The organism is Brevundimonas sp., from assembly GCF_046295595.1.
In the GTDB taxonomy this organism is placed as follows: Bacteria; Pseudomonadota; Alphaproteobacteria; order Caulobacterales; family Caulobacteraceae; genus Brevundimonas.
This window is the reverse complement of record NZ_JBKBMX010000003.1, coordinates 35,939-53,895: the sequence shown is the minus strand read 5'-3', so window position 1 is coordinate 53,895 and position 17,957 is coordinate 35,939. Positions and strand designations below refer to the sequence as shown.

Genomic DNA, 17,957 nt, shown 5'->3' with positions numbered 1-17,957 from the left:
CAAGCGTGCCGCCCGCTGTCGGAATGAAGAGTTCGGCGTTCCCGTCCGGGTCCGGCCGTGTTGTGGCGAGGCCGGAGGCCAAGGCCTCGGCCTGCTCCCAGAAATATTCCGCAGGTGACATCACGCCACCAGCTCGAACGGTTCCAGCCCCGACAGCCGCATGGCCACCGGCCGTTCAGGGATCTCGCGCGTCGGCAGTTTCGACACCGCCTGCGCCGTATGGCGGATGTGATCCGGCGTGGTGCCGCAGCAGCCGCCGACGATGTTGACCAGACCCGACGCGGCCCATTCCTCGATGAAATGGGCCGTCTGGTGCGGTTCCTCGTCATACTGGCCCATGGCGTTGGGCAGGCCGGCGTTGGGATAGGCGGCCACCAGCGTATCCGCCACGCGGCTCAGCTCGGCGATGAAGGGCCGCATCAGATCGGCCCCGAGGGCGCAGTTGAAGCCCACGGCGAAGGGTTTGGCGTGGCGCACGCTGTTCCAGAAGGCTTCCGCCGTCTGGCCCGACAGGGTGCGGCCCGAGCGGTCGGTGATGGTGCCCGAAATCCAGATCGGCAGGGCCTCCATGCCCTCGTCCTCAAGGTCCTTGATGGCTTTGATCGCCGCCTTGCAGTTCAGCGTGTCCGTGATGGTTTCGATCAGATACAGGTCGACCCCGCCCTCGTTCAGCGCCTTCACCTGATGGCGATAGGCGTCATAGACCTGGTCGAAGGTCACCAGCCGCGCGCCGGGGTCGTTCACGTCCGACGACATCGACAGCATCTTGTTCAGCGGCCCGATCGAACCGGCGGCGAAGCGCGGCTTGTGCGGTTCTTTTTCCGTCCACCGGTCGGCGGCGGCGCGGGCCAGTTTCGCGCCTTCCAGATTGATGTCCCAGACCGCGTCGGCTTCGAGCTTGTAGTCGTCCTGGGCGATCACCGTGGCCGAGAAGGTGTTGGTCTCGGAAATGTCGGCCCCGGCGGCGAAATACTGGTCGTGCAGGCCGGCGATGATGTCGGGCCGGGTCAGGCACAGGATGTCGTTATTACCCTTCATCTGGCCGTTGTGGCCGGCGAAGCGGTCTCCCCGGAAATCCTCTTCCGACAGGTCGCTGCGCTGGATCATCACGCCCCAGGCCCCGTCGAGCACGAGGATACGCTCCTTCGCGGCGGCATGGAGGGCGGCGATGCGTTCGCTGCGGGGGAGGGGGGAACTCATACTGTGGCGGCCTTCGTCTCACGCACACCCAGCACCCGGCAGATCGCATAGACCAGGTCGGCGCGGTTCAATGTGTAGAAATGGAAGTCGGCGAAACCCTCTTCCTGCAGGCGGGCGCAGGTCTCGGCGGCCACCGAGGCGGCGATCAGCTTGCGTGTCTCCGGATCGTCGTCCAGCCCGTCGAAATGCGCCGCCAGCCAGTCCGGCACAGCCGCGCCGCACGCCGCCGACATCCGCTTCAGCCCCGTGAAATTGCTCACCGGCATGATCCCCGGGATGATCGGCGTGGTCACGCCCGCCGCCCACACCCGGTCGCGGAAACGCAGGAAGGCGTCGATGTCGAAGAAGAACTGGCTGATTGCGCGCGTCGCGCCGGCGTCGACCTTGGCCTTCAGCACGTCGAGGTCGTGATCCGCCGACGGGCTCTCGGGATGGCCTTCGGGGTAGCAGCCGACGATGACGTCGAAGCCGCCCTTGGCGGTGATGGCGGCGGTCAGTTCAGTGGCGTTGGCGTAACCGTCCGTACGCGGAACATAGGCCCCGCCGATGCCGGTCGTGCCCGGAGGATCGCCACGCAGGGCCACGATGTGGCGCACGCCGATGTCGCGATAGCTGTCGATGACGGCGTCGACATCCTCGCGGCTGGCCTCGACGCAGGTCAGGTGGGCGGCCGGCGTCAGGCGAGTCTCCGCCAGGATGCGCTCGACCGTCCGGTGGGTGCGCTCGCGGGTCGAGCCGCCGGCCCCATAGGTCACCGAAACGAACTCGGGCGCCAGCGGGGCGAGACGGGTCACCGCCTTCCACAGACTGGCTTCGGCCTCGTCGGACTTGGGCGGGAAGAACTCGAACGACACGCGCGGACGCGAGGCGTCCTGCCCGGCGCGGGCCACGGGGCCCAGCGGCGACAGCAGCAGGGCGCGGGCCTGGGCGAGACTGAGGGCGGAGGTGGTCATGCGACTTTCGATTTCGATGCGGCGATGCGTTCGGCGGTCCAGATGACCACGGTGAGGCCGTCCGTGTCGGGCGGCAGGGCGACGGCGGCCGAGGGCGTCAGCCCCGCCTCCGTCAGCCAGCGGCGCATCTCCGCGTCGGCGAAGCCGAGCCGGCGATGCTGGTGCTCCTCGCGCAGATGCTCCAGCGCGTGCGGGGCGAAGTCGACGATCAACAGCCGCCCGCCGGGCATGACCAGCCGCGCCGCCTCGGCCACGGCCGCGGCCGGATCGGCGAGGTAATGCAGCACCTGATGCACCAGCACCAGATCGGCGCTCTGCCCCGGCAGGCGGGTCGAGAAGATGTCGCCGTGCCGCAGCTCGACCCCGTCCAGCCCGGCGCGGGTGACATTGGCCCGGGCGATATTGAGCATGTTCTGGCTCAGGTCGAGGCCCAGCGACACGGTCGCCTTTTCGCCCAGCAGGGTCAGCATCCGCCCCGAACCGGTGCCCAGGTCGACGACCCGCTCGAACGGCCCGTCTCCGGCGGCCTTGAGAATGGCCGCCTCGACCGCCGTCTCGCAGACATACAGCGAGCGGATGCGGTCCCACTGGGGCGCGATGCGTTCGAAATAGGCGCCGGCGGCGACCTCGCGATCGCGCCGCACCTCCTCCAGCCGACGATCGTCTGCCGCCCCGTCGTCGCCGTCCAGCACGTCCAGCACGGTGTCGATCAGCCGCCGCGCCGGGGCGTCCGAGGTCAGGCGGTAGAACACCCGCGCGCCGTCGGGAAACCGCTCGATCAGCCCGGCCTCGGTCATCAGCTTCAGATGGCGCGAGACGCGCGGTTGGCTCTGGTCGAGAACACGCGACAGCTCCATCACCGACAGCTCCTCGCCAGCGAGCAGCGACAACACCCGCAGGCGGGTGGGTTCGCCGGCGGCGCGCAGGGCCTCCACGGTCTGGTCAGCGCTCAGGGTCATCAGATCATATAAAGATATCCTTATATGATTATGCAAGCGGAAACCGCTGGCCACGGCTCCGGTTCAGGCACAATCTCGCTGACTGACGCAACAGGACGGACCGGCTCATGACCTATCAGGCGAACCTCGGCACGGCGGCGGCCCTCGGCGTCCTCCTGCTGGCCGCTCCGGCCGCGGCCCAGACCGGCCCCGGCGTCCCCGGCGGCGGCATGGGCCCGCCGCGCGCCCTCGCTCACGTTCCGGCCTGGGCGGATCGCCTGTTCGACCGGCTCGACGCCAATCAGGACGGCGCCGTAACCGGCGACGAGCTGGCGGTCCTCAGTCGCGGCCCGGCAGGGGCCATGGGCGGCAGCCGGCTGCGCCGCATGATCGGCCAGTCCGACGCCAGCAATGACGGTCGCATCTCGCGCGAGGAGATGACCGCAGGCGCGCAGCGGATGTTCAACCGCATGGACGCGAACGGCGACGGCCTGCTGTCCGAAACCGAGCGCCCGCGCCCGGCGGCGCCGCCGGCGTCGCCGGCCATGCCGATGCCGGCGGCGGAGCCGGAAACCATGCCCTTCCCCGACATGGCCGGCGGAGTCTGATCTAGGGCACCGGCGTCTTCAGCGGCTCGCCGGCGAAGGCCGCCTCGATGTTCTGCAGCAGCAACATCAGCATGCCCTGAACCGCCTCGGTCGTGGCCCCGGCCGTATGCGGGGTGAGGACCGTATTGGGCACGTCCGTCCACCGCGCGACATCCGCTGGCTCGTCCTCGAACACGTCCAGCGCCGCCTGGCCGAGTCGCCCGTCCTTGAGCGCGGCGATCAGGGCGTCCTCGTCGACCAGTTGGCCGCGCGCCACATTTACCAGCAGCCCCTGCGGCCCCAACGCCTCGATGACCTCGCGCGAGATCAGGCCGATATTGCCGTCGTCGGCCTTGCAGGCGACCACCAGGATGTCGCTGTCCTTCGCCAGTTCGACCAGGGAGGCGGCGCGCGGCCAGGCGGCTGGCTTGTCGCGCGGGCCCCACCAGTGAACCGTCATGCGCAGCGCCGCGGCCCGCCGCGCCACGGCGTCGCCGATCGCCCCCAGGCCGATGACTCCGACCTTTTGCCCGTGCAGCGACGGGGTGATCATCTTGGAGTCCGCGGTCCAGTCTCCGGCCCGCAGGGCGCGATCTCCGGCGACGATCTGCCGCCGCGCGGCGATGATGAGACCCAAGGCGTGGTCGGCCACGTCTTCATGGTTCACGCCCGGGGCATGGGTGATCGGCAAGCCCCGCGCCCGGCACCAGTCGACGTCGATGCGGTCGTAGCCCGAGGTGAAACAGGCGATCAGCTGAAGTCTCGGCAGCTGTTCGATCAACGCCTTGTCCAGCGGAAACTCGCCCGCCACCACCAGCGCCCGTATCTCCGCCTGCGCCTCCACCGGCGGCCCCTCCCAGAACCGGTAGACCGTCCACCGGCTCTCGAGGAAGGGCGTCAGCGGCGCCAGATGCCGCTGCATGATCAGGAGGGCGGGGCGGTCGGTCATGGGCGCAACTCTACTACAGGTTCGCCGGACAGCAGTTTCTCCATCACCTGCGGCCAGCTGGCTCGAACGGCCATATAGAGTTCCCGGTTGGAGATGTTGCCGAGGTTCAAATGAACAAGCCCCGCTCGCCGACCGTCCCGCTGCGCCATAGCCAGGAAATCGCTGTCCTTGCTCACGACCGTGGCGTCGAGCTTGGCGGCGAGAGTCCAGAGGTCGCCATCGCTGGCGGAGAGCAGGCCCTCGGTCTTCACATGGAGGGCGTCGGACCCGAGTTCGGAAATCAGCGTCGCCAGCCCGGTCGGCAAATGCTCGTCGAGCAGAAACCTCAAGCGGCGGCGACCGTGACGATGGAGTGATCAAGCGCGTTGGCGGCATAGGTCAAGGCGGCCCGGATGTCGTCCGCCTCGAGCTCGTCGTAGTCAGACAGGATGTCCGCCTCGGTCATTCCCGCAGCCAGCCAGCCGAGAATGTCATGGACTGCGATCCGAAGCCCGCGAATGCAGGGCCGGCCGCTGCGCTTCCCCGGTTCGATCGTGATGCGGGACATGAGGTCGCTCATGCCCCGCATCATATCACAGGACGATCAGCGCCCAAACTTTTGGAATTTGATCCGGTGCGGGATCAGGCTCTCGACGCCGAGGCGACGCTTCTTGTCTTCCTCATAGGCCTCGAAGTTCCCTTCGAACCATTCCACATGGCTGTCGCCTTCAAAGGCGAGAATGTGGGTCGCCAGACGGTCGAGGAACCAGCGATCGTGGGAGATGACCACGGCGCAGCCGGCGAAGCCTTCCAGGGCCTCCTCGAGGTTCTGCAGCGTCTCGATGTCGAGGTCGTTGGTCGGTTCGTCGAGCAGCAGCAGATTGCCGCCGGTCGCCAGGGTCTTGGCCAGGTGGACGCGGTTGCGTTCACCGCCGGACAGCTGGCCGACCTTCTTCTGCTGGTCGCCGCCCTTGAAGTTGAAGCTGCCGACATAGGCGCGGGTGTTGATCTCGCGCTTGCCGACCATCATCACGTCGGTGCCGCCGGAGATGACCTCCCAGATGGTCTTGTTGGGCTCCAGATCGTCCCGACTCTGGTCGACATAGGCCAGTTTGACCGTCTCGCCGAGGCGGATGGTGCCGCCGTCGGGCTGTTCCTGGCCGGTGATCAGGCGGAACAGGGTCGACTTGCCGGCGCCGTTGGGGCCGATGACGCCGACGATGCCGTTGGGCGGCAGCTTGAACGACAGGTCCTTGAACAGCAGCTTGTCGCCGTAGGATTTCTCCAGGCCCTCGGCTTCCAGCACGACATTGCCGAGGCGCGGGCCGGGCGGGATCTGGATCACGGCGTGGGTCTGGGCCCCGCGCAGGCTCTCCTGCTCGTCGACCATCCGCTCATAGGCGGCCAGACGGGCCTTGGACTTGGCCTGACGGGCCTTGGCGCCCGAGCGGACCCATTCCAGTTCGCGGGTCAGGGCGCGCTGGCGGGCTTCGGATTCCGACTGCTCCTGCACCACCCGCTTGGTCTTGGCTTCCAGCCAGCTGGAGTAGTTGCCCTCGTGCGGGTGGCCCTTGCCGCGATCGAGCTCCAGCGTCCACTTGGTCACCAGATCCAGGAAGTAGCGATCGTGGGTCACCAGGATGACGCAGCCGGGGAAGGCCTCGAGGTGGTGCTGCAGCCAGGCCACCGACTCGGCGTCCAGGTGGTTGGTCGGTTCGTCGAGCAGCAGCATGTCGGGCTTGCTGAGCAGCAGGCGGGCGAGGGCGACGCGGCGCTTTTCACCGCCCGAGAGGTTGGTCGTCTCCCAGTCGTCGGGCGGGCAGCGCAGGGCGTCCATGGCCATTTCGATGCGGCTGTCGATATCCCAGACGTCGCCGGCGTCGATCTTCTCCTGGAGGGCGGTCATCTCCTCCATCAACTCGTCGGAATAGTTTTCGGCCATCTCCATGGCGATGGCGTTGAAGCGGTTGACCCACTGCTTCTCCTCGCACCAGGCCTCGACGTTTTCGCGGACGTTCAGGCTGTCGTCGAGCTGCGGCTCCTGCTCCAGATAGCCGCGCTTGACGCCGTCGGCGGCGCGCGCCTCGCCGGTGAACTCGCTGTCCAGCCCGGCCATGATCTTCAGCAGGGTGGATTTACCCGAGCCGTTGACCCCGACCACGCCGATCTTGGCGTCGTTGTAGAAGCTCAGCCAGATGTTCTCGAAGATCTTCTTGCCGCCGGGGAAGGTCTTGGTGAGACCCTGCATCTGGAAAATATACTGCTGCGCCATAAGCTGCGTCGCGCCCTGTCGTCTGGAGTGCGGGGGAGGTTGGCGCGGGTGTAGCGACCGCCGCGCCGAAGGGCAAATGACTAGCCCGACGACACGGCGGTTTGAAGGCGGATCGATCAGGCGTTGGCGCCGCCATCGACGAGGATGCCCGTCCCTGTGACATAGCTGGCGTCGGGGCTGGCGAGGAAGGCGACGGCCGCCGCGATTTCCGACGGCTGGCCATAGCGGGCCAGCGCCAGACCCGGAATGACACTGCCGGCGAGGGGGCCGTCGGCCGGGTTCATGTCGGTGTCGGTCGGGCCCGGCCGCACGAGGTTCACCGTGATGTTGCGCGACCCCAGTTCACGGGCCAGGCCCTTGTTGAAGGATTCCAGCGCCGACTTGGTCGCCGCATAGACGGTGATGCCGCCGAACGGGACCTTCTCGCCGACATTGCTGCCGATGGTGATGATGCGGCCGCCATCGGGAATATGCCGCAGCGCCGCCTGGGTGGTCAGCATGACGCCGCGCACATTGACGTCCAGCTGGTCGTCGATCTCCTCCAGCGGCTGGTCGACGAAGGCGCCCATGCGGGCGATGCCGGCGTTGTTGACGAGAATGTCGAGGCCGCCCAGCGCGGCCACGGCGCCGTCGACCGCGGCATGGGCGCCGGCGGGCGCGCCCGCGTCGGCCTGAATCGCCGCGGCCGTGCGGCCGGTCGCGCGGATCTCGTCGGCGAGGGCTTCGGCGACGTCGGCGGACTTCTCATAGGTGAGGACGACATCGGCGCCGTCGGCGGCCAGCCGGCGGACGATGGCGGCGCCGATGCCGCGGGCGCCGCCGGTGACGAGGGCGCGTTTTCCGGAAAGGGGAAGGGAGGAGGTCATGATCGGTTTCCATTCTGTATCAGGCGATACAGAATGCAGATGGAAGCCTTGCCTGCCGCCGTCAAGGGATTATGTATCGTCCGTTAGAAAAAGAGGTCCGGAAGCCGCCATGGCGGGTCGTCCACGCAGTTTCGATCGCGATGAAGCCCTGTCCAGCGCCATGCGGGTGTTCTGGGCCAAGGGCTATGCCGATGCGTCGATGGCCGACCTGACGGCAGCCATGGGGATCAATCCGCCCAGCCTGTACGCGGCGTTCGGCAGCAAGGAGCAGCTGTTCCGCGAGGCGGTGGAACTCTACCAGAGCTCGGAGAGTGGGGCCTTCCGCGACGCCATGGCCTCGGCCACGGCGCGCGAGGCCATCGAAGCGGGCCTGATGTCGACCGCCGCCGCCGTGGAGTGTCCGGACCGGCCGAACGGCTGCCTCGTCCTGATGGCCGCAGCCCATCCCGACGCCCTGCCCAAGGCGGCCTGCAACGACCTGAGTGCGGTGCGCGCGGGGACCCTGGCCACGCTGGAGGACCGCCTGCACAAGGGGCGCGACGCTGGCGAGATGGCGCCGGACGCGGATCTGGCCGCCATGGCGGCCTTCTACAACACGGTGCAGCAGGGGATGGTGTTCCGCGCCCGCGACGGGGCCACGGCCGACGAACTGCGCGGCACGGCGCGCGCGGCCATGCTGGCGTGGGACGGCCTGGCCGGCCTCAGGCGTAGTTGAAACTGACCGAAATGCGTTCGGCCTTCGCCGCGTTCGGCGGCACCTCGTGGCGCAGCCAGCTTTCCCACATCAGGATCGTGCCGGCCCGCGGGGCCAGATAGACGAACGGCTTCTCCGCCTCGGGGACGTTGGCGTGGACGCCGGGGCGGGCCATCATCAGCGGCAGGCGCGGGTCTTCAAGCTTAAGCGCCGAGGCGCCGTCCGGGACCTCGACATAGACGGTGCCGCTGAGGAAGGCGTGCGGATGGATGTGGCCGCTGTGGCCGCCGGCTGGCTTGAGGATGTTGACCCACAGATTGTCCAGACGCGGCTTGCGCGCCAGATCGAAATTCAGCGCCCGGGCGTAGGCGAGGGCGTGCTTGTCCAGCAGTCGCTTCAGGTCGGCGAACTCGGGCAGTCGGTGAGGCAGGTCGGTCAGCGAGCCGTAGGAGGTGTAGCCCCGATATCCGTGCTCGCGGCACCAGGCCCGCCCGGCGCCGTCCTCGGCGGCCAGCATGCGGCAGGCGTCAGCCAGCGCGGCGTTGAAGGCGGGGAAGCCGGGTCCGGCGGCCAGCGACGCTTCATAGACATGGGTGACGAAGAGGGGGCGCAGGGACATGCGCCCGCTTTAGACCGTCTCCCGCGAGGGGAGAAGCCGGGCCGTGGCCGTCAGCGCCGGACCGTCATCCGCCCCGCGACCCGTCGCCCCACTGGCGGGCGGCGGCGCGGGCGCCCAATTCATCCCCTCAGGATGCAGGAGACGGTGATGACGAGAACGGCGCTGGTGGTTGGATCAAGCGGGATCGCGGGCAGCGCCGTGGCGGCGGAACTGGTCGATCAGGGCTGGCGGGTGCTGGGTCTGGCCCGCAATCCGGTCGCCCAGACCGGCGTCACCCCGGTCGCCGCCGACCTGCAGGACCCGGCTGCGACCGCCGCGGCCCTGAAGGACGCCCGCCCCGACGCCGTGTTCCTCACCACCTGGTCGCGGCAGGCGACCGAGGCGGACAACATCCGCGTCAACGCCGCCATGGTCCGCAGCGTGCTGGAGGGCGTCAAACCCGCCGGGTCGGTGACCCACGTCGCCCTCGTCACCGGCCTGAAACACTACCTCGGCCCGTTCGAGGCCTATGGCAAAGGCGTTTTGCCCCAGACCCCGTTCCGCGAGGAGCAGGGCCGACTCGACATCGAGAATTTCTACTACGCCCAGGAAGACGAGGTCTTCGCCGCCGCCGCCCGCGACGGCTTCAGCTGGAGTGTGCATCGCCCGCACACCATCATCGGCAAGGCCGTCGGCAACGCCATGAACATGGGCTCGACCCTCGCCGCCTATGCGACCCTGTGCCGTGAGACCGGCCGACCGTTCCGCTTCCCGGGCTCGGAGGCGCAGTGGAACGGCCTGACCGACATGACCAGCGCCAGCCAGTTGGCCCGTCACCTCGTCTGGGCGGCGACCACCCCGGCCGCGGCCAATGAGGCCTTCAACGTCGTCAACGGCGACGTCTTCCGCTGGAAATGGATGTGGGGCCGGATCGCCGACTGGTTCGGCGTCGAGTCGGCTGATTTCGACGGGACGGTGCGGCCGCTGGAGGTGCAGATGGCCGACGATGGCCCGGTCTGGCGCGCGCTGGCCGAACGCGAGCGGGTGGCCGAACCGGACCTCGCCCGGCTGGCGTCGCCGTGGCACACCGACGCCGATCTGGGCCGGCCGATCGAGGTGATGACCGACATGGGCAAGAGCCGCCGCCTCGGCTTCACCGCTTATCAGCCGACCGACGACGCCTTCTTCGCCCTGTTCGAACAGCTCCGGGCCGAGCGGCTGATCCCCTGAGGGGCCGGCCCGTCACCAGCCCAGCCCGGTCTCGCCCCTGAGGATAGCCTCGGCCTCGGCCGTGTGTTTCGCCCCGTCCCGGTTGTGCAGCACCAGCGGCGGCAGCAGCCTGAGCGGCGCCTTGCCGGTCTTGATCGCCTGCACCAGCACCCGTTTGGCCGGTTCGTCGGCATGGGGATGCACCGGCCGGACGGCGAACGATCCCGCCGTCTCGCCCAGCAGGGCGAACAGATCGGCAAGCCGGTCGGCGCGGTGGATCACCACGATCCGTCCGCCCTCGCGCACCGCCTTGAGCAGGAACCGCGTCCAAGCCGCCAGCCCGTCGTCGGCCATCCACGCGCCGTGTTTGCCGGGGGCGGGGGCGCGCAGGGCGCCCGGGTCGTCGAAGAAGGGCGGATTGCTGACGGCGCGGTCGAACGGCTCCAGATCCAGCGCCCGGAAGCCGGCCGCCACGTCGCCCTCCAGAATGGTCGCGTCGGCCCCGTTCAGCGCCGCATTGTCCCGCGCCAGCGCCGCCATGGTCGGGTCGCGCTCGATCCCGGTCAGCCGGACGCCCGGGGCCCGCGCCGCCATCTGCATCAGCACCGCCCCGGCGCCGCAGCCGGCCTCGATGACGCGTTCGCCCGGCTCCGCCCCCGCCGCGGCGGCCAGCAGGGCCGCGTCCATGCCGGCGCGATAGCCCCTGGCCGGCTGGCGCAGCCGTACGCGGCCGCCCAGCAGGGCGTTCTCGACGATGTCTCCGCCTTGCGGAACGAACGGTGCGACGGTCACGCGGCTTGACCCTTCATGGCCCGATCACCATTGTGCGCCGCATCGTCGCCCTGCAAGCGGCGGCTGGATTTTCAGGCGTGATCCTTCCCCCCGCGCCGTGCCCATGAGTTCTCCCTTGGACGCTGTCACCGTCGCCGAGTCCCGCCCCAAGGGAGACGTTGAGCCGCTGGTGCGGCTGGCGCAGCCCGACATGGCGGGAGTCGACGCCCTGATCGTCGAGCGGATGCAGTCCCAAGTGCCGGTGATTCCCCTACTGGCCGAGCATCTCGTTTCGGCCGGGGGCAAGCGCCTGCGCCCGATGCTGACGGTGGCCGCCGCCCGGGCGTCGGGAGCGGACGGCGATATCGAGGCCTCGCGCAAGCTGGCGGCGGCGGTCGAGTTCATCCACACCGCCACCCTGCTGCACGACGACGTCGTCGACGGCTCCAACCTGCGCCGCGGCAAGACCGCCGCCCACCTGATCTGGGGCGCGCCGTCCAGCGTGCTGGTCGGCGACTTCCTGTTCGCCCGCGCTTTTGAGCTGATGGTCGAGACCGGCCAGATGCGCGCCCTCGGGATCCTCGCCACGGCCTCCAGCGTCATCTCCGAGGGCGAAGTGCTGCAGCTGACGCGCGCCCACGACCTGAACCTCGACCAGGACACCTATCTGCGCATCATTTCGGCCAAGACCGCCGAACTGTTCGCCGCCGCGGCCGAGGCCGGGGCGGTCGGGGCCGGCGCCGACGAGGATGCGGTGCAGGCCCTGCGGGCCTATGGCCTGAACCTCGGGATCGCCTTCCAGCTGGCCGACGACGCGCTCGACTATGGCGGCGCCTCGGCGACCCTCGGCAAGAACGCGGGCGATGACTTCAATGAGGGCAAGGCGACCCTGCCGTTGCTGCTGGCTGTGGCGCGCACGCGCGGCCGCGAGGACGCCTTCTGGGACCGCACCATCACCCGCGGCGAGCGGACGCCGGACGATTTCCGTCGCGCCCGCGAGCTGATCGTCGGCACCGGCGCCGTCAGCGCCACCCTCGACACCGCCTGGGACTACGCTGCCGCCGCCCAGGAGGCGCTGAAGCCCCTGCCGGCGGGCGAATGGCGCTCGGCGCTGGAGCAACTGGCCGATTTCGCGGTCAGCCGGGCGTCCTGAACGTTCAGCAGGGAATGGCGGCCACCTGGCCACTCTCGGCGAAAGCAAGCAGTGGCCGGTCACGCGTCATTAGCCGGTAGTTGAACGCTCGAGCGGTGGCCGCGATGATCCGATCGGCTGGATCGCGAAGCTCTGGACCTGGCAGGCTCGATGAGCCGATCAGGATATCCGGCCCCAACTCGCCCAACTCGATACCGGTGTCGAGGACGCACTGGAACCAGACCAGGGGAGGCATCGTGAGCGCTAGCCGCCCCTTGGCCACCAGCATGCCAATTTCCCAAGCAGTGATTGGAGACACCAGCAGAGCGGCGCCGGCCGATTGTGCGTCCTGAAGCGCGGCCTCGGCGCCTGCGGCCAAAGGGGAACCCTCAGCCAGCCAGATGAGGGCGCAGGTGTCCAGGAGGATTGGCCGGGTCATTGGCGTCCCGCATCCCATTCCTCTCCGGTCGGGGCTGTGAGGTCTACTCCCGCCGGAATGGTCACGGTCCCGCCCAACGTCGCCCGAATGCGGTCGATAATGCCATCGCCCCGGGAAGGTGGTGTTGGAACGCTGCGATCGGGCACTCGGATTGTGCGGCGGAACACGAGCCGTCGGGATGCCATGTCCACTCGTTCGGTCTGATAGCCCGCCGCCAACCACGCCTTGGTCATCACATTGTTGGAGGGGTTGTTGCTCCACCACGCCCGATGCCCGCTCGCCTTCTGGGGTAGGGCGCGGCCGATGATCTTCTCGATCTCAGCGAAGGTCATGGGGACCTCTTCGGTCTGCCGCGACTTCAGAAAGTGTTCAAGGGGGTCGTACTTCGACATGAGGACAGGCCTTGTGTGTAAGTAGTAAACACACAAAACACACTGTGTTTCTTGAGTCAAATGTGGAAGCGCGGTGAATGCACTTCCTTGCCGAGGGTGAGTCTAGCGCAGCGAGGCGCAGAACCGCTGAATGCGGCGGCAGGCTTCCTCCAGCACGCTTTCCGAGGTCGCATAGCTGATGCGGAAATAGGGGCTCAGGCCGAAGGCTGAGCCCTGCACCACGGCCACCCCTTCGGCGTCCAGCAGTTCGGCCGCGAAGGCGTCGTCACCGTCGATCACCGCGCCGCCCTCGGTGCGCTTGCCGACCAGGCACTCGATCGACGGATAGACGTAGAAGGCGCCCTCCGGCGTGGCGCAGCGGATGCCGGTCGCCTGATTGAGCATGGACACGACGAGGTCGCGGCGCGCCTCGAAATGCTTCGCCCGCTCGGCGATGAAGTCCTGCGGCCCGTTCAGCGCCTCGACCGCCGCCCACTGGCTGATCGACGAGGGGTTGGAGGTGGTCTGGCTGGCCACCTTGCGCATCAGATCGATCAGCGGCGTGGGCCCGCCGGCGTAGCCGATGCGCCAGCCGGTCATGGCGTAGGCCTTGGAGACGCCGTTGATCGTCAGTGTCCGCTCGTAGAGATCGGGGGCCACCTGGGCGATCGTCCGATACTCGAAATCGCCGTAGATCAGGTGCTCGTACATGTCGTCGGTCATCACCCACACCTGCGGGTGGCGGCGCAGCACGGCAGCCAGAGCCTCCAGCTCATCGCCGGTGTAGGCGGCGCCGGTCGGGTTGGACGGAGAGTTGAGGATCAGCCACTTCGTGCGCGGCGTGATCGCCGCTTCCAGCGCCGCGGGCTTGAGCTTGAAGCCGTCCGCCTCGTGGCCGATGACGCTGACCGGCTCCCCGCTGGCCAGCAGCACCATGTCCGGATAAGACACCCAGTAGGGCGCCGGCACGATCACCTCGTCGCCGGGCGACAGGGTGGCCAGCAGGGCGTTGTAGATCACCGTCTTGCCGCCCGGGGCGACGTGGATCTGGCTGGTGTCGTAGGTCAGGCCGTTCTCGCGCGCGAACTTGGCCGCCACCGCGGCCTTCAGCTCGGGGATGCCGTCGACGTCGGTGTATTTGGTCTCGCCGCGCCGGATGGCCGCGATGGCGGCCTCCTTGATGTTGTCGGGGGTGTCGAAGTCCGGTTCGCCGGCGCCGAGGCCGATCACGTCACGGCCCTCGCGCTTGAGCTCGCGCGCCCGGGCCGTCACCGCGAGGGTGGCGGACGGCTTGACGCGGGCGAGGGCGGCGGACTGCAGGCTGGACATGGCGACTCCCGGGGAAGGAGGGCATCCTTACGCAGTTGCGAAACGGCGATCAATTGGCGCGGCCCGCCATTGCCTTGGCTTCCGCCATGGGGGAGGTTTCCCGCCGGCTTTCGCGGCGACTCGCGGCACGGTCGCTTCCTGGGAACCCGCTGAACCATGTCGCACGGCAGCTTTCGATTCGGTCGCTTCCTGCTCGAACCGCACAATCGTCAGCTGTCGCTTGACGGAACGCCCCTTGAGCTGAACGCCCGCTATCTCGACGCCCTCGCCCTGCTGGTGTCCGAGCCCGGCACGCTGGTGTCGAAGGACCGATTCCTCGGCGAAGTCTGGCGCGGGGTCCCGGTCACCGATGAAGCCCTGACCCAGTGCATCCGGACCCTGCGCCAACGACTGGGCGACGACGCCGCCCGTCCGCGGTTCATCGAGACCGTGCCCAAGCACGGCTATCGCTTCATCGCCTCCGTGGAGCGGGTGGGGGCGGAGGATGCAGCGGCGCCGTCGGCCCTCGCCGCGAACGGCGCGACGTCCGGGGCGTGGCCCCGTAACCTCGCCCTCGGCGGGGCCGGCATGGCCGGCGGTGGCGTGGCCGGGGTTCTGGGCGGTCTGTTCTATGGCCTCGCCGGGGCGTCCCAGGACGGCATGGGCGGGGTCTCAATCATCCTCGTGCTGGTCTGCCTGACCGTCGCGGTCGGTCTGGTCGGCGGCGCCGGCGTCGGGCTCGGCATCGCGGCGGGCGGGCTCGCGCCCGGCCGGCCGGCGCTGGGCAACATCGTCGGCGGCGCCTTGGGCGGTCTGATCGTCGGCGGCGTCGTCAGACTGATTGGTCTTGACGCCTTCAACCTGCTGTTCGGCCGTTCGCCGGGCGACATCACCGGCGCGCCCGAGGGCGCCCTGCTCGGGGCGGCGGTCGGTCTGGGGGCCTGGCTGGGCAGCCGCGCGCCGGGCCGGGTCTCGCTGCGGCGCGGCATGGCGGCGGCGGCCCTGGCCGGCGGCGCGGTCGGCGTGATCATTCCGCTGACCGGCGGGCGGTTGATGGCCGGCAGCCTCGCCGAGGTCGCCGGCCGCTTCCCCGACTCCCGCCTGCGGCTGGACCAGATCGGCGCCCTGTCCGGCGAGACCGGCTTCGGGCCCGTCAGCCAGATCGTCACCAGCGGCCTCGAGGGCGCCCTGTTCAGCGCCTGCGTCGTCGGCGCCATGATCCTCGCGCGGCGCGGTCAGACCGCCCTGGATCAGTCCGCCGCGGGTAGATAGTCCGCCGGAATCGGCGCCTCCGGCGTCTCGGCCTGCCAATAGACGCTGATCACCCACCAGCGGCTGCCGTCGTTGAACAGCTGGATGCTGTTGATGCCGCGCATGAAGGGCGTCGCATCCGACAGGCTGCGCACGCTGTCATAGGTCGACCAGACGTGGGCGATGTGGCCGAAGCGCTCCTCCCGCCGGGCGATCTCGCGCTCGTGGAAGCCGTCGCGCACCAGCACCGGCCCGCTGCGGGTGATGTAGTCCTCCGGCGTCAGGGCGCGGGCCACGCCCACCCCTTGGGGGTTGACGCCCGACGGAATTAGCCGCGCCGTCGGGTGGAACAGGGACCGGAAGCGATCCCAGTCCCGCGCCGCCCCGGCGTCGCCCGAAATGACGTCATACAGGGCGGTGACGATCGCCTCGGGCGAGGCCACGTCAGCGGCGTTGGCCGCGGGGACCGCGGCGGGGGCCGGGGTCGGGGCCGGGGCAGGGGGCGTCTGGGCCGCGGCGGGGACGGCAAGGCCCAGAACGAGGGCGGCGGCGATGATGGTGGGGCGCATTCTGTCCTCCTCAGGCGCCGAGACGGCCGAACAGCGCCGACAAGGCCTTCAGCCGGGCGGCGTCGGCCTTGGCGGTGGTTTCCGGAACGGCGGCGAGATCACGCGACAGGGCGGCCGCCGCGGCGGCGTTGCTGCGCCCGCCCCGCCATCCGTCGATCGCCGTCCGCACCCGTCCGGCCAGGCCGGCCTCGATGCCCTGCGACCGGGTCAGCTGGTCCAGATAGGCCGCGGCCACGTCGGGGGTGTCGGCCCAGACCGCGCGGGTCTGGGTCTGCGGATTGATTTCGGCGACCATGACGCTTTCCGCCGCCGCGATCTCGGCCGCCGACAGGTGCTCGCCCGGCGTCAGCTTCAGCACATCGAGGCCGCGGGCGATCTCGCTGGCGTAGATCCGCCCGTTGAGCCAGTAGGCCGACCAGGCGCCGCCGACCTTGAGATGCTCGGGGTCGATCGGCCCGCGGTCGAACCAGGCGATCTCGAAGGGCTGTTTCGGGTCGGTGAAGTCGACGATCGAGACCCCGCCCTGGTACCAGGCCTGGACCATCAGGTCGCGCCCGGGCACGGGGATGATGTTGCCGTTGTGGGCGACGCAGTTCTCGGTCTTGCCCTGGGCCGACGGCAGTTTGAAGAAGCTCTGCCCCTTCAGGGTCCGGTCCTCGATGGTGGCGATCAGGTTGGCGCCCCAGGTCGCCGGGTCCTCGGCGCGGCAGCGCGCATTGGTGCCGCCGCCCCATTCGTCGGTGAACAGCACCTTGTCGCCGGCGTTGTTGAACGTCGCCGAGTGCCAGTAGGCCATGTCCGGGTCGAACATCTCGGACACCCGCGCCGGGTTCTCGGGGTCCGAGATGTCCAGCAGGATGCCGTTGCCGCTGCAGGCCCCGCCCGCCAGTCCGATTTCCGGGAAGACGGTGATGTCGTGGCACTGGTTGGTCTGGGCCGTGTCCTGACTGGCCAGGCCGGCGGCCCCGCCGCGCCACAGGCCGGCGATCTCGCCGGTTCGGCTGTCGGCGAAGATGCGCGGCCGGTTGACGATGGCGGCCTGCTCGGGGTGATCCAGCGGCACCTTGATGACGTCGATCGAATACAGGGCCGTCTCGGCGTTCTCGCCCGGCTCGCCGTCGCTGCAGATGCCCAGCTCGTCGGTCTTGCGCACGCCCGAGGTGCCCGAGTTGTAGATGTACAGGACGTTGGCGTCGTCCGGATCCGGCACCTGGGTATGGGTGTGCGACCCCCGGCAGGTCTGGACGGCGGCGATCTGGCGTGGCGCGTTCAGGTCCGAGATGTCGAAGATGCGGACCCCGCGGAAGCGCTCGGCGCTGACCTCGCCGTCGACGCCCTTGGCGCCGCAATCCAGCCGGCCCCGGTTCTCCTCGACCGACATGAACAGCAGGTCGCCATGGATCGACAGGTCGCCTTGTCCGCCGGGGCAGACCACGGACATCACCAGCCGGGGCTCGCCCTGCGACACGTCATAGGCGTTGAAGCCGTTGAAATTGCCGACGAACAGCTTGCCGTTCGACATCGCCATGTCGCTGTTTGCCAGGGCCAGCGGGGTGAAGCGCGGCGGGTTCTGGCGATTACGGGCCTGCATAGCCTCGGCCTCCTCGCGCGACTGCGGGGGGGCGAACAGGGCTTCCGGGTCGAAGAAGCCGGGCGGCGGCTGCAGCGAATGCTCCAGCGTCAGACCCGAAGCCGCCTGGCCGGCGTCGTGCAGCCCCGGTGCGAGCGTGCTGCGCGCGTCCGCGGCGACCTGGGGCGGTGAGGCGGTCTGGGCGACGGCGGCGTTCGCGCCCATCAACAGGCCAAGCGCGGCGACGGAGGTGAGCAGGCATTTGCGAGCGATCATGGGCCGGTCCTTCAGGCGAGGTCAG

Annotated in this window: 20 protein-coding genes; 5 read left to right on the top strand and 15 right to left on the bottom strand. The window is 69.2% G+C overall.

The annotated features are described in order from the left end of the window. Positions 1-120: 120 nt before the first annotated feature. The 3 genes from ACK4JY_RS02705 to ACK4JY_RS02695 are packed head-to-tail and all read right to left on the bottom strand — an operon-like array spanning position 121 to position 3,112. Entirely contained in the window at positions 121-1,200 is a 1,080-nt protein-coding gene (locus tag ACK4JY_RS02705; RefSeq protein ID WP_409602671.1) for a homocysteine S-methyltransferase family protein, read from the bottom strand. Then, entirely contained in the window at positions 1,197-2,153 is a 957-nt protein-coding gene (metF, locus tag ACK4JY_RS02700; protein WP_409602670.1) for a methylenetetrahydrofolate reductase [NAD(P)H], read from the bottom strand. The genes ACK4JY_RS02705 and metF overlap by 4 nt, the downstream gene beginning before the upstream one ends. Beyond that, complete coding sequence (locus ACK4JY_RS02695) at positions 2,150-3,112, bottom strand: ArsR/SmtB family transcription factor (protein WP_409602669.1); 963 nt, start codon at positions 3,110-3,112, stop codon at positions 2,150-2,152. Before ACK4JY_RS02695 ends, metF begins: the two co-directional genes overlap by 4 nt. A gap of 107 nt (positions 3,113-3,219) precedes the next feature. Here ACK4JY_RS02695 and ACK4JY_RS02690 point away from each other — a divergent pair, with 107 nt between their 5' ends. Further along, positions 3,220-3,699: an EF-hand domain-containing protein gene (locus tag ACK4JY_RS02690; protein WP_409602668.1), complete on the top strand. Its 480-nt coding sequence runs from the start codon at positions 3,220-3,222 to the stop codon at positions 3,697-3,699. Position 3,700: 1 nt separating this feature from the next. Here ACK4JY_RS02690 and ACK4JY_RS02685 read toward each other — a convergent pair whose 3' ends face one another. The 5 genes from ACK4JY_RS02685 to ACK4JY_RS02665 form a co-directional block, all read right to left on the bottom strand. After that, positions 3,701-4,627: a 2-hydroxyacid dehydrogenase gene (locus ACK4JY_RS02685; RefSeq protein WP_409602667.1), complete on the bottom strand. Its 927-nt coding sequence runs from the start codon at positions 4,625-4,627 to the stop codon at positions 3,701-3,703. After that, positions 4,624-4,956, bottom strand: a complete 333-nt coding sequence (locus ACK4JY_RS02680; protein ID WP_409602666.1) for a DUF5615 family PIN-like protein — start codon at positions 4,954-4,956, stop codon at positions 4,624-4,626. The genes ACK4JY_RS02685 and ACK4JY_RS02680 overlap by 4 nt, the downstream gene beginning before the upstream one ends. Then, positions 4,953-5,186: a DUF433 domain-containing protein gene (locus ACK4JY_RS02675; RefSeq protein WP_409602665.1), complete on the bottom strand. Its 234-nt coding sequence runs from the start codon at positions 5,184-5,186 to the stop codon at positions 4,953-4,955. Before ACK4JY_RS02675 ends, ACK4JY_RS02680 begins: the two co-directional genes overlap by 4 nt. 24 nt (positions 5,187-5,210) lie before the next feature. Next, positions 5,211-6,878, bottom strand: coding sequence for an energy-dependent translational throttle protein EttA (gene ettA, locus ACK4JY_RS02670; protein WP_409602664.1), 1,668 nt, complete (start codon positions 6,876-6,878; stop codon positions 5,211-5,213). A 116-nt stretch (positions 6,879-6,994) separates the two neighbouring features. Beyond that, positions 6,995-7,744, bottom strand: coding sequence for an SDR family oxidoreductase (locus ACK4JY_RS02665; RefSeq protein WP_409602663.1), 750 nt, complete (start codon positions 7,742-7,744; stop codon positions 6,995-6,997). A gap of 109 nt (positions 7,745-7,853) precedes the next feature. On the opposite strand from ACK4JY_RS02665, the gene ACK4JY_RS02660 reads away from it, so the two are divergent. Further along, positions 7,854-8,459, top strand: a complete 606-nt coding sequence (locus ACK4JY_RS02660) for a TetR/AcrR family transcriptional regulator (protein ID WP_409602662.1) — start codon at positions 7,854-7,856, stop codon at positions 8,457-8,459. On the opposite strand, the gene ACK4JY_RS02655 is transcribed toward ACK4JY_RS02660, so the two are convergent. Beyond that, a complete protein-coding gene (locus ACK4JY_RS02655; protein WP_409602661.1) occupies positions 8,446-9,057 on the bottom strand; it encodes a TIGR02466 family protein in 612 nt (203 codons plus the stop codon). The genes ACK4JY_RS02660 and ACK4JY_RS02655 overlap by 14 nt on opposite strands. A gap of 147 nt (positions 9,058-9,204) precedes the next feature. Here ACK4JY_RS02655 and ACK4JY_RS02650 point away from each other — a divergent pair, with 147 nt between their 5' ends. Continuing rightward, entirely contained in the window at positions 9,205-10,266 is a 1,062-nt protein-coding gene (locus ACK4JY_RS02650) for an SDR family oxidoreductase (protein ID WP_409602660.1), read from the top strand. Between the two features lie 12 nt (positions 10,267-10,278). Here ACK4JY_RS02650 and ACK4JY_RS02645 read toward each other — a convergent pair whose 3' ends face one another. Further along, on the bottom strand, positions 10,279-11,037 hold the full coding sequence (locus ACK4JY_RS02645; RefSeq protein ID WP_409602659.1) for a tRNA1(Val) (adenine(37)-N6)-methyltransferase: 759 nt from the start codon (positions 11,035-11,037) through the stop codon (positions 10,279-10,281). 115 nt (positions 11,038-11,152) lie between these two features. On the opposite strand from ACK4JY_RS02645, the gene ACK4JY_RS02640 reads away from it, so the two are divergent. After that, a complete protein-coding gene (locus ACK4JY_RS02640) occupies positions 11,153-12,169 on the top strand; it encodes a polyprenyl synthetase family protein (RefSeq protein WP_409602658.1) in 1,017 nt (338 codons plus the stop codon). Between the two features lie 4 nt (positions 12,170-12,173). Here ACK4JY_RS02640 and ACK4JY_RS02635 read toward each other — a convergent pair whose 3' ends face one another. The 3 genes from ACK4JY_RS02635 to ACK4JY_RS02625 form a co-directional block, all read right to left on the bottom strand. After that, a complete protein-coding gene (locus ACK4JY_RS02635; RefSeq protein ID WP_409602657.1) occupies positions 12,174-12,587 on the bottom strand; it encodes a type II toxin-antitoxin system VapC family toxin in 414 nt (137 codons plus the stop codon). After that, the gene (locus tag ACK4JY_RS02630) at positions 12,584-12,979 is read right to left on the bottom strand and encodes a hypothetical protein (RefSeq protein ID WP_409602656.1); all 396 of its coding nucleotides are present in this window, start codon (positions 12,977-12,979) and stop codon (positions 12,584-12,586) included. The genes ACK4JY_RS02635 and ACK4JY_RS02630 overlap by 4 nt, the downstream gene beginning before the upstream one ends. Positions 12,980-13,081: 102 nt before the next feature. Further along, positions 13,082-14,287, bottom strand: a complete 1,206-nt coding sequence (locus ACK4JY_RS02625) for a pyridoxal phosphate-dependent aminotransferase (RefSeq protein ID WP_409602655.1) — start codon at positions 14,285-14,287, stop codon at positions 13,082-13,084. Between the two features lie 156 nt (positions 14,288-14,443). Here ACK4JY_RS02625 and ACK4JY_RS02620 point away from each other — a divergent pair, with 156 nt between their 5' ends. Beyond that, positions 14,444-15,538, top strand: a complete 1,095-nt coding sequence (locus tag ACK4JY_RS02620; protein ID WP_409602654.1) for a transcriptional regulator — start codon at positions 14,444-14,446, stop codon at positions 15,536-15,538. Here ACK4JY_RS02620 and ACK4JY_RS02615 read toward each other — a convergent pair. Both ACK4JY_RS02615 and ACK4JY_RS02610 read right to left on the bottom strand, forming a co-directional pair. Further along, positions 15,517-16,086: a hypothetical protein gene (locus tag ACK4JY_RS02615; protein WP_409602653.1), complete on the bottom strand. Its 570-nt coding sequence runs from the start codon at positions 16,084-16,086 to the stop codon at positions 15,517-15,519. The genes ACK4JY_RS02620 and ACK4JY_RS02615 overlap by 22 nt on opposite strands. Before the next feature lie 10 nt (positions 16,087-16,096). Further along, positions 16,097-17,932, bottom strand: a complete 1,836-nt coding sequence (locus ACK4JY_RS02610; protein ID WP_409602652.1) for an LVIVD repeat-containing protein — start codon at positions 17,930-17,932, stop codon at positions 16,097-16,099. Positions 17,933-17,957: the final 25 nt, after the last annotated feature.

Bases quoted from the DNA above. Each gene is read 5' to 3' on its own strand.
- ACK4JY_RS02610 (WP_409602652.1), bottom strand. From the start codon at position 17,932: ATGATCGCTCGCAAATGCCTGCTCACCTCCGTCGCCGCGCTTGGCCTG.
- ACK4JY_RS02665 (WP_409602663.1), bottom strand. From the start codon at position 7,744: ATGACCTCCTCCCTTCCCCTTTCCGGAAAACGCGCCCTCGTCACCGGC.
- ACK4JY_RS02660 (WP_409602662.1), top strand. From the start codon at position 7,854: ATGGCGGGTCGTCCACGCAGTTTCGATCGCGATGAAGCCCTGTCCAGC.
- ACK4JY_RS02625 (WP_409602655.1), bottom strand. From the start codon at position 14,287: ATGTCCAGCCTGCAGTCCGCCGCCCTCGCCCGCGTCAAGCCGTCCGCC.
- ACK4JY_RS02690 (WP_409602668.1), top strand. From the start codon at position 3,220: ATGACCTATCAGGCGAACCTCGGCACGGCGGCGGCCCTCGGCGTCCTC.
- ACK4JY_RS02705 (WP_409602671.1), bottom strand. From the start codon at position 1,200: ATGAGTTCCCCCCTCCCCCGCAGCGAACGCATCGCCGCCCTCCATGCC.
- ettA (WP_409602664.1), bottom strand. From the start codon at position 6,878: ATGGCGCAGCAGTATATTTTCCAGATGCAGGGTCTCACCAAGACCTTC.
- ACK4JY_RS02655 (WP_409602661.1), bottom strand. From the start codon at position 9,057: ATGTCCCTGCGCCCCCTCTTCGTCACCCATGTCTATGAAGCGTCGCTG.
- ACK4JY_RS02675 (WP_409602665.1), bottom strand. From the start codon at position 5,186: ATGAGCGACCTCATGTCCCGCATCACGATCGAACCGGGGAAGCGCAGC.
- ACK4JY_RS02695 (WP_409602669.1), bottom strand. From the start codon at position 3,112: ATGACCCTGAGCGCTGACCAGACCGTGGAGGCCCTGCGCGCCGCCGGC.
- ACK4JY_RS02620 (WP_409602654.1), top strand. From the start codon at position 14,444: ATGTCGCACGGCAGCTTTCGATTCGGTCGCTTCCTGCTCGAACCGCAC.
- metF (WP_409602670.1), bottom strand. From the start codon at position 2,153: ATGACCACCTCCGCCCTCAGTCTCGCCCAGGCCCGCGCCCTGCTGCTG.
- ACK4JY_RS02615 (WP_409602653.1), bottom strand. From the start codon at position 16,086: ATGCGCCCCACCATCATCGCCGCCGCCCTCGTTCTGGGCCTTGCCGTC.
- ACK4JY_RS02635 (WP_409602657.1), bottom strand. From the start codon at position 12,587: ATGACCCGGCCAATCCTCCTGGACACCTGCGCCCTCATCTGGCTGGCT.
- ACK4JY_RS02650 (WP_409602660.1), top strand. From the start codon at position 9,205: ATGACGAGAACGGCGCTGGTGGTTGGATCAAGCGGGATCGCGGGCAGC.
- ACK4JY_RS02685 (WP_409602667.1), bottom strand. From the start codon at position 4,627: ATGACCGACCGCCCCGCCCTCCTGATCATGCAGCGGCATCTGGCGCCG.
- ACK4JY_RS02630 (WP_409602656.1), bottom strand. From the start codon at position 12,979: ATGTCGAAGTACGACCCCCTTGAACACTTTCTGAAGTCGCGGCAGACC.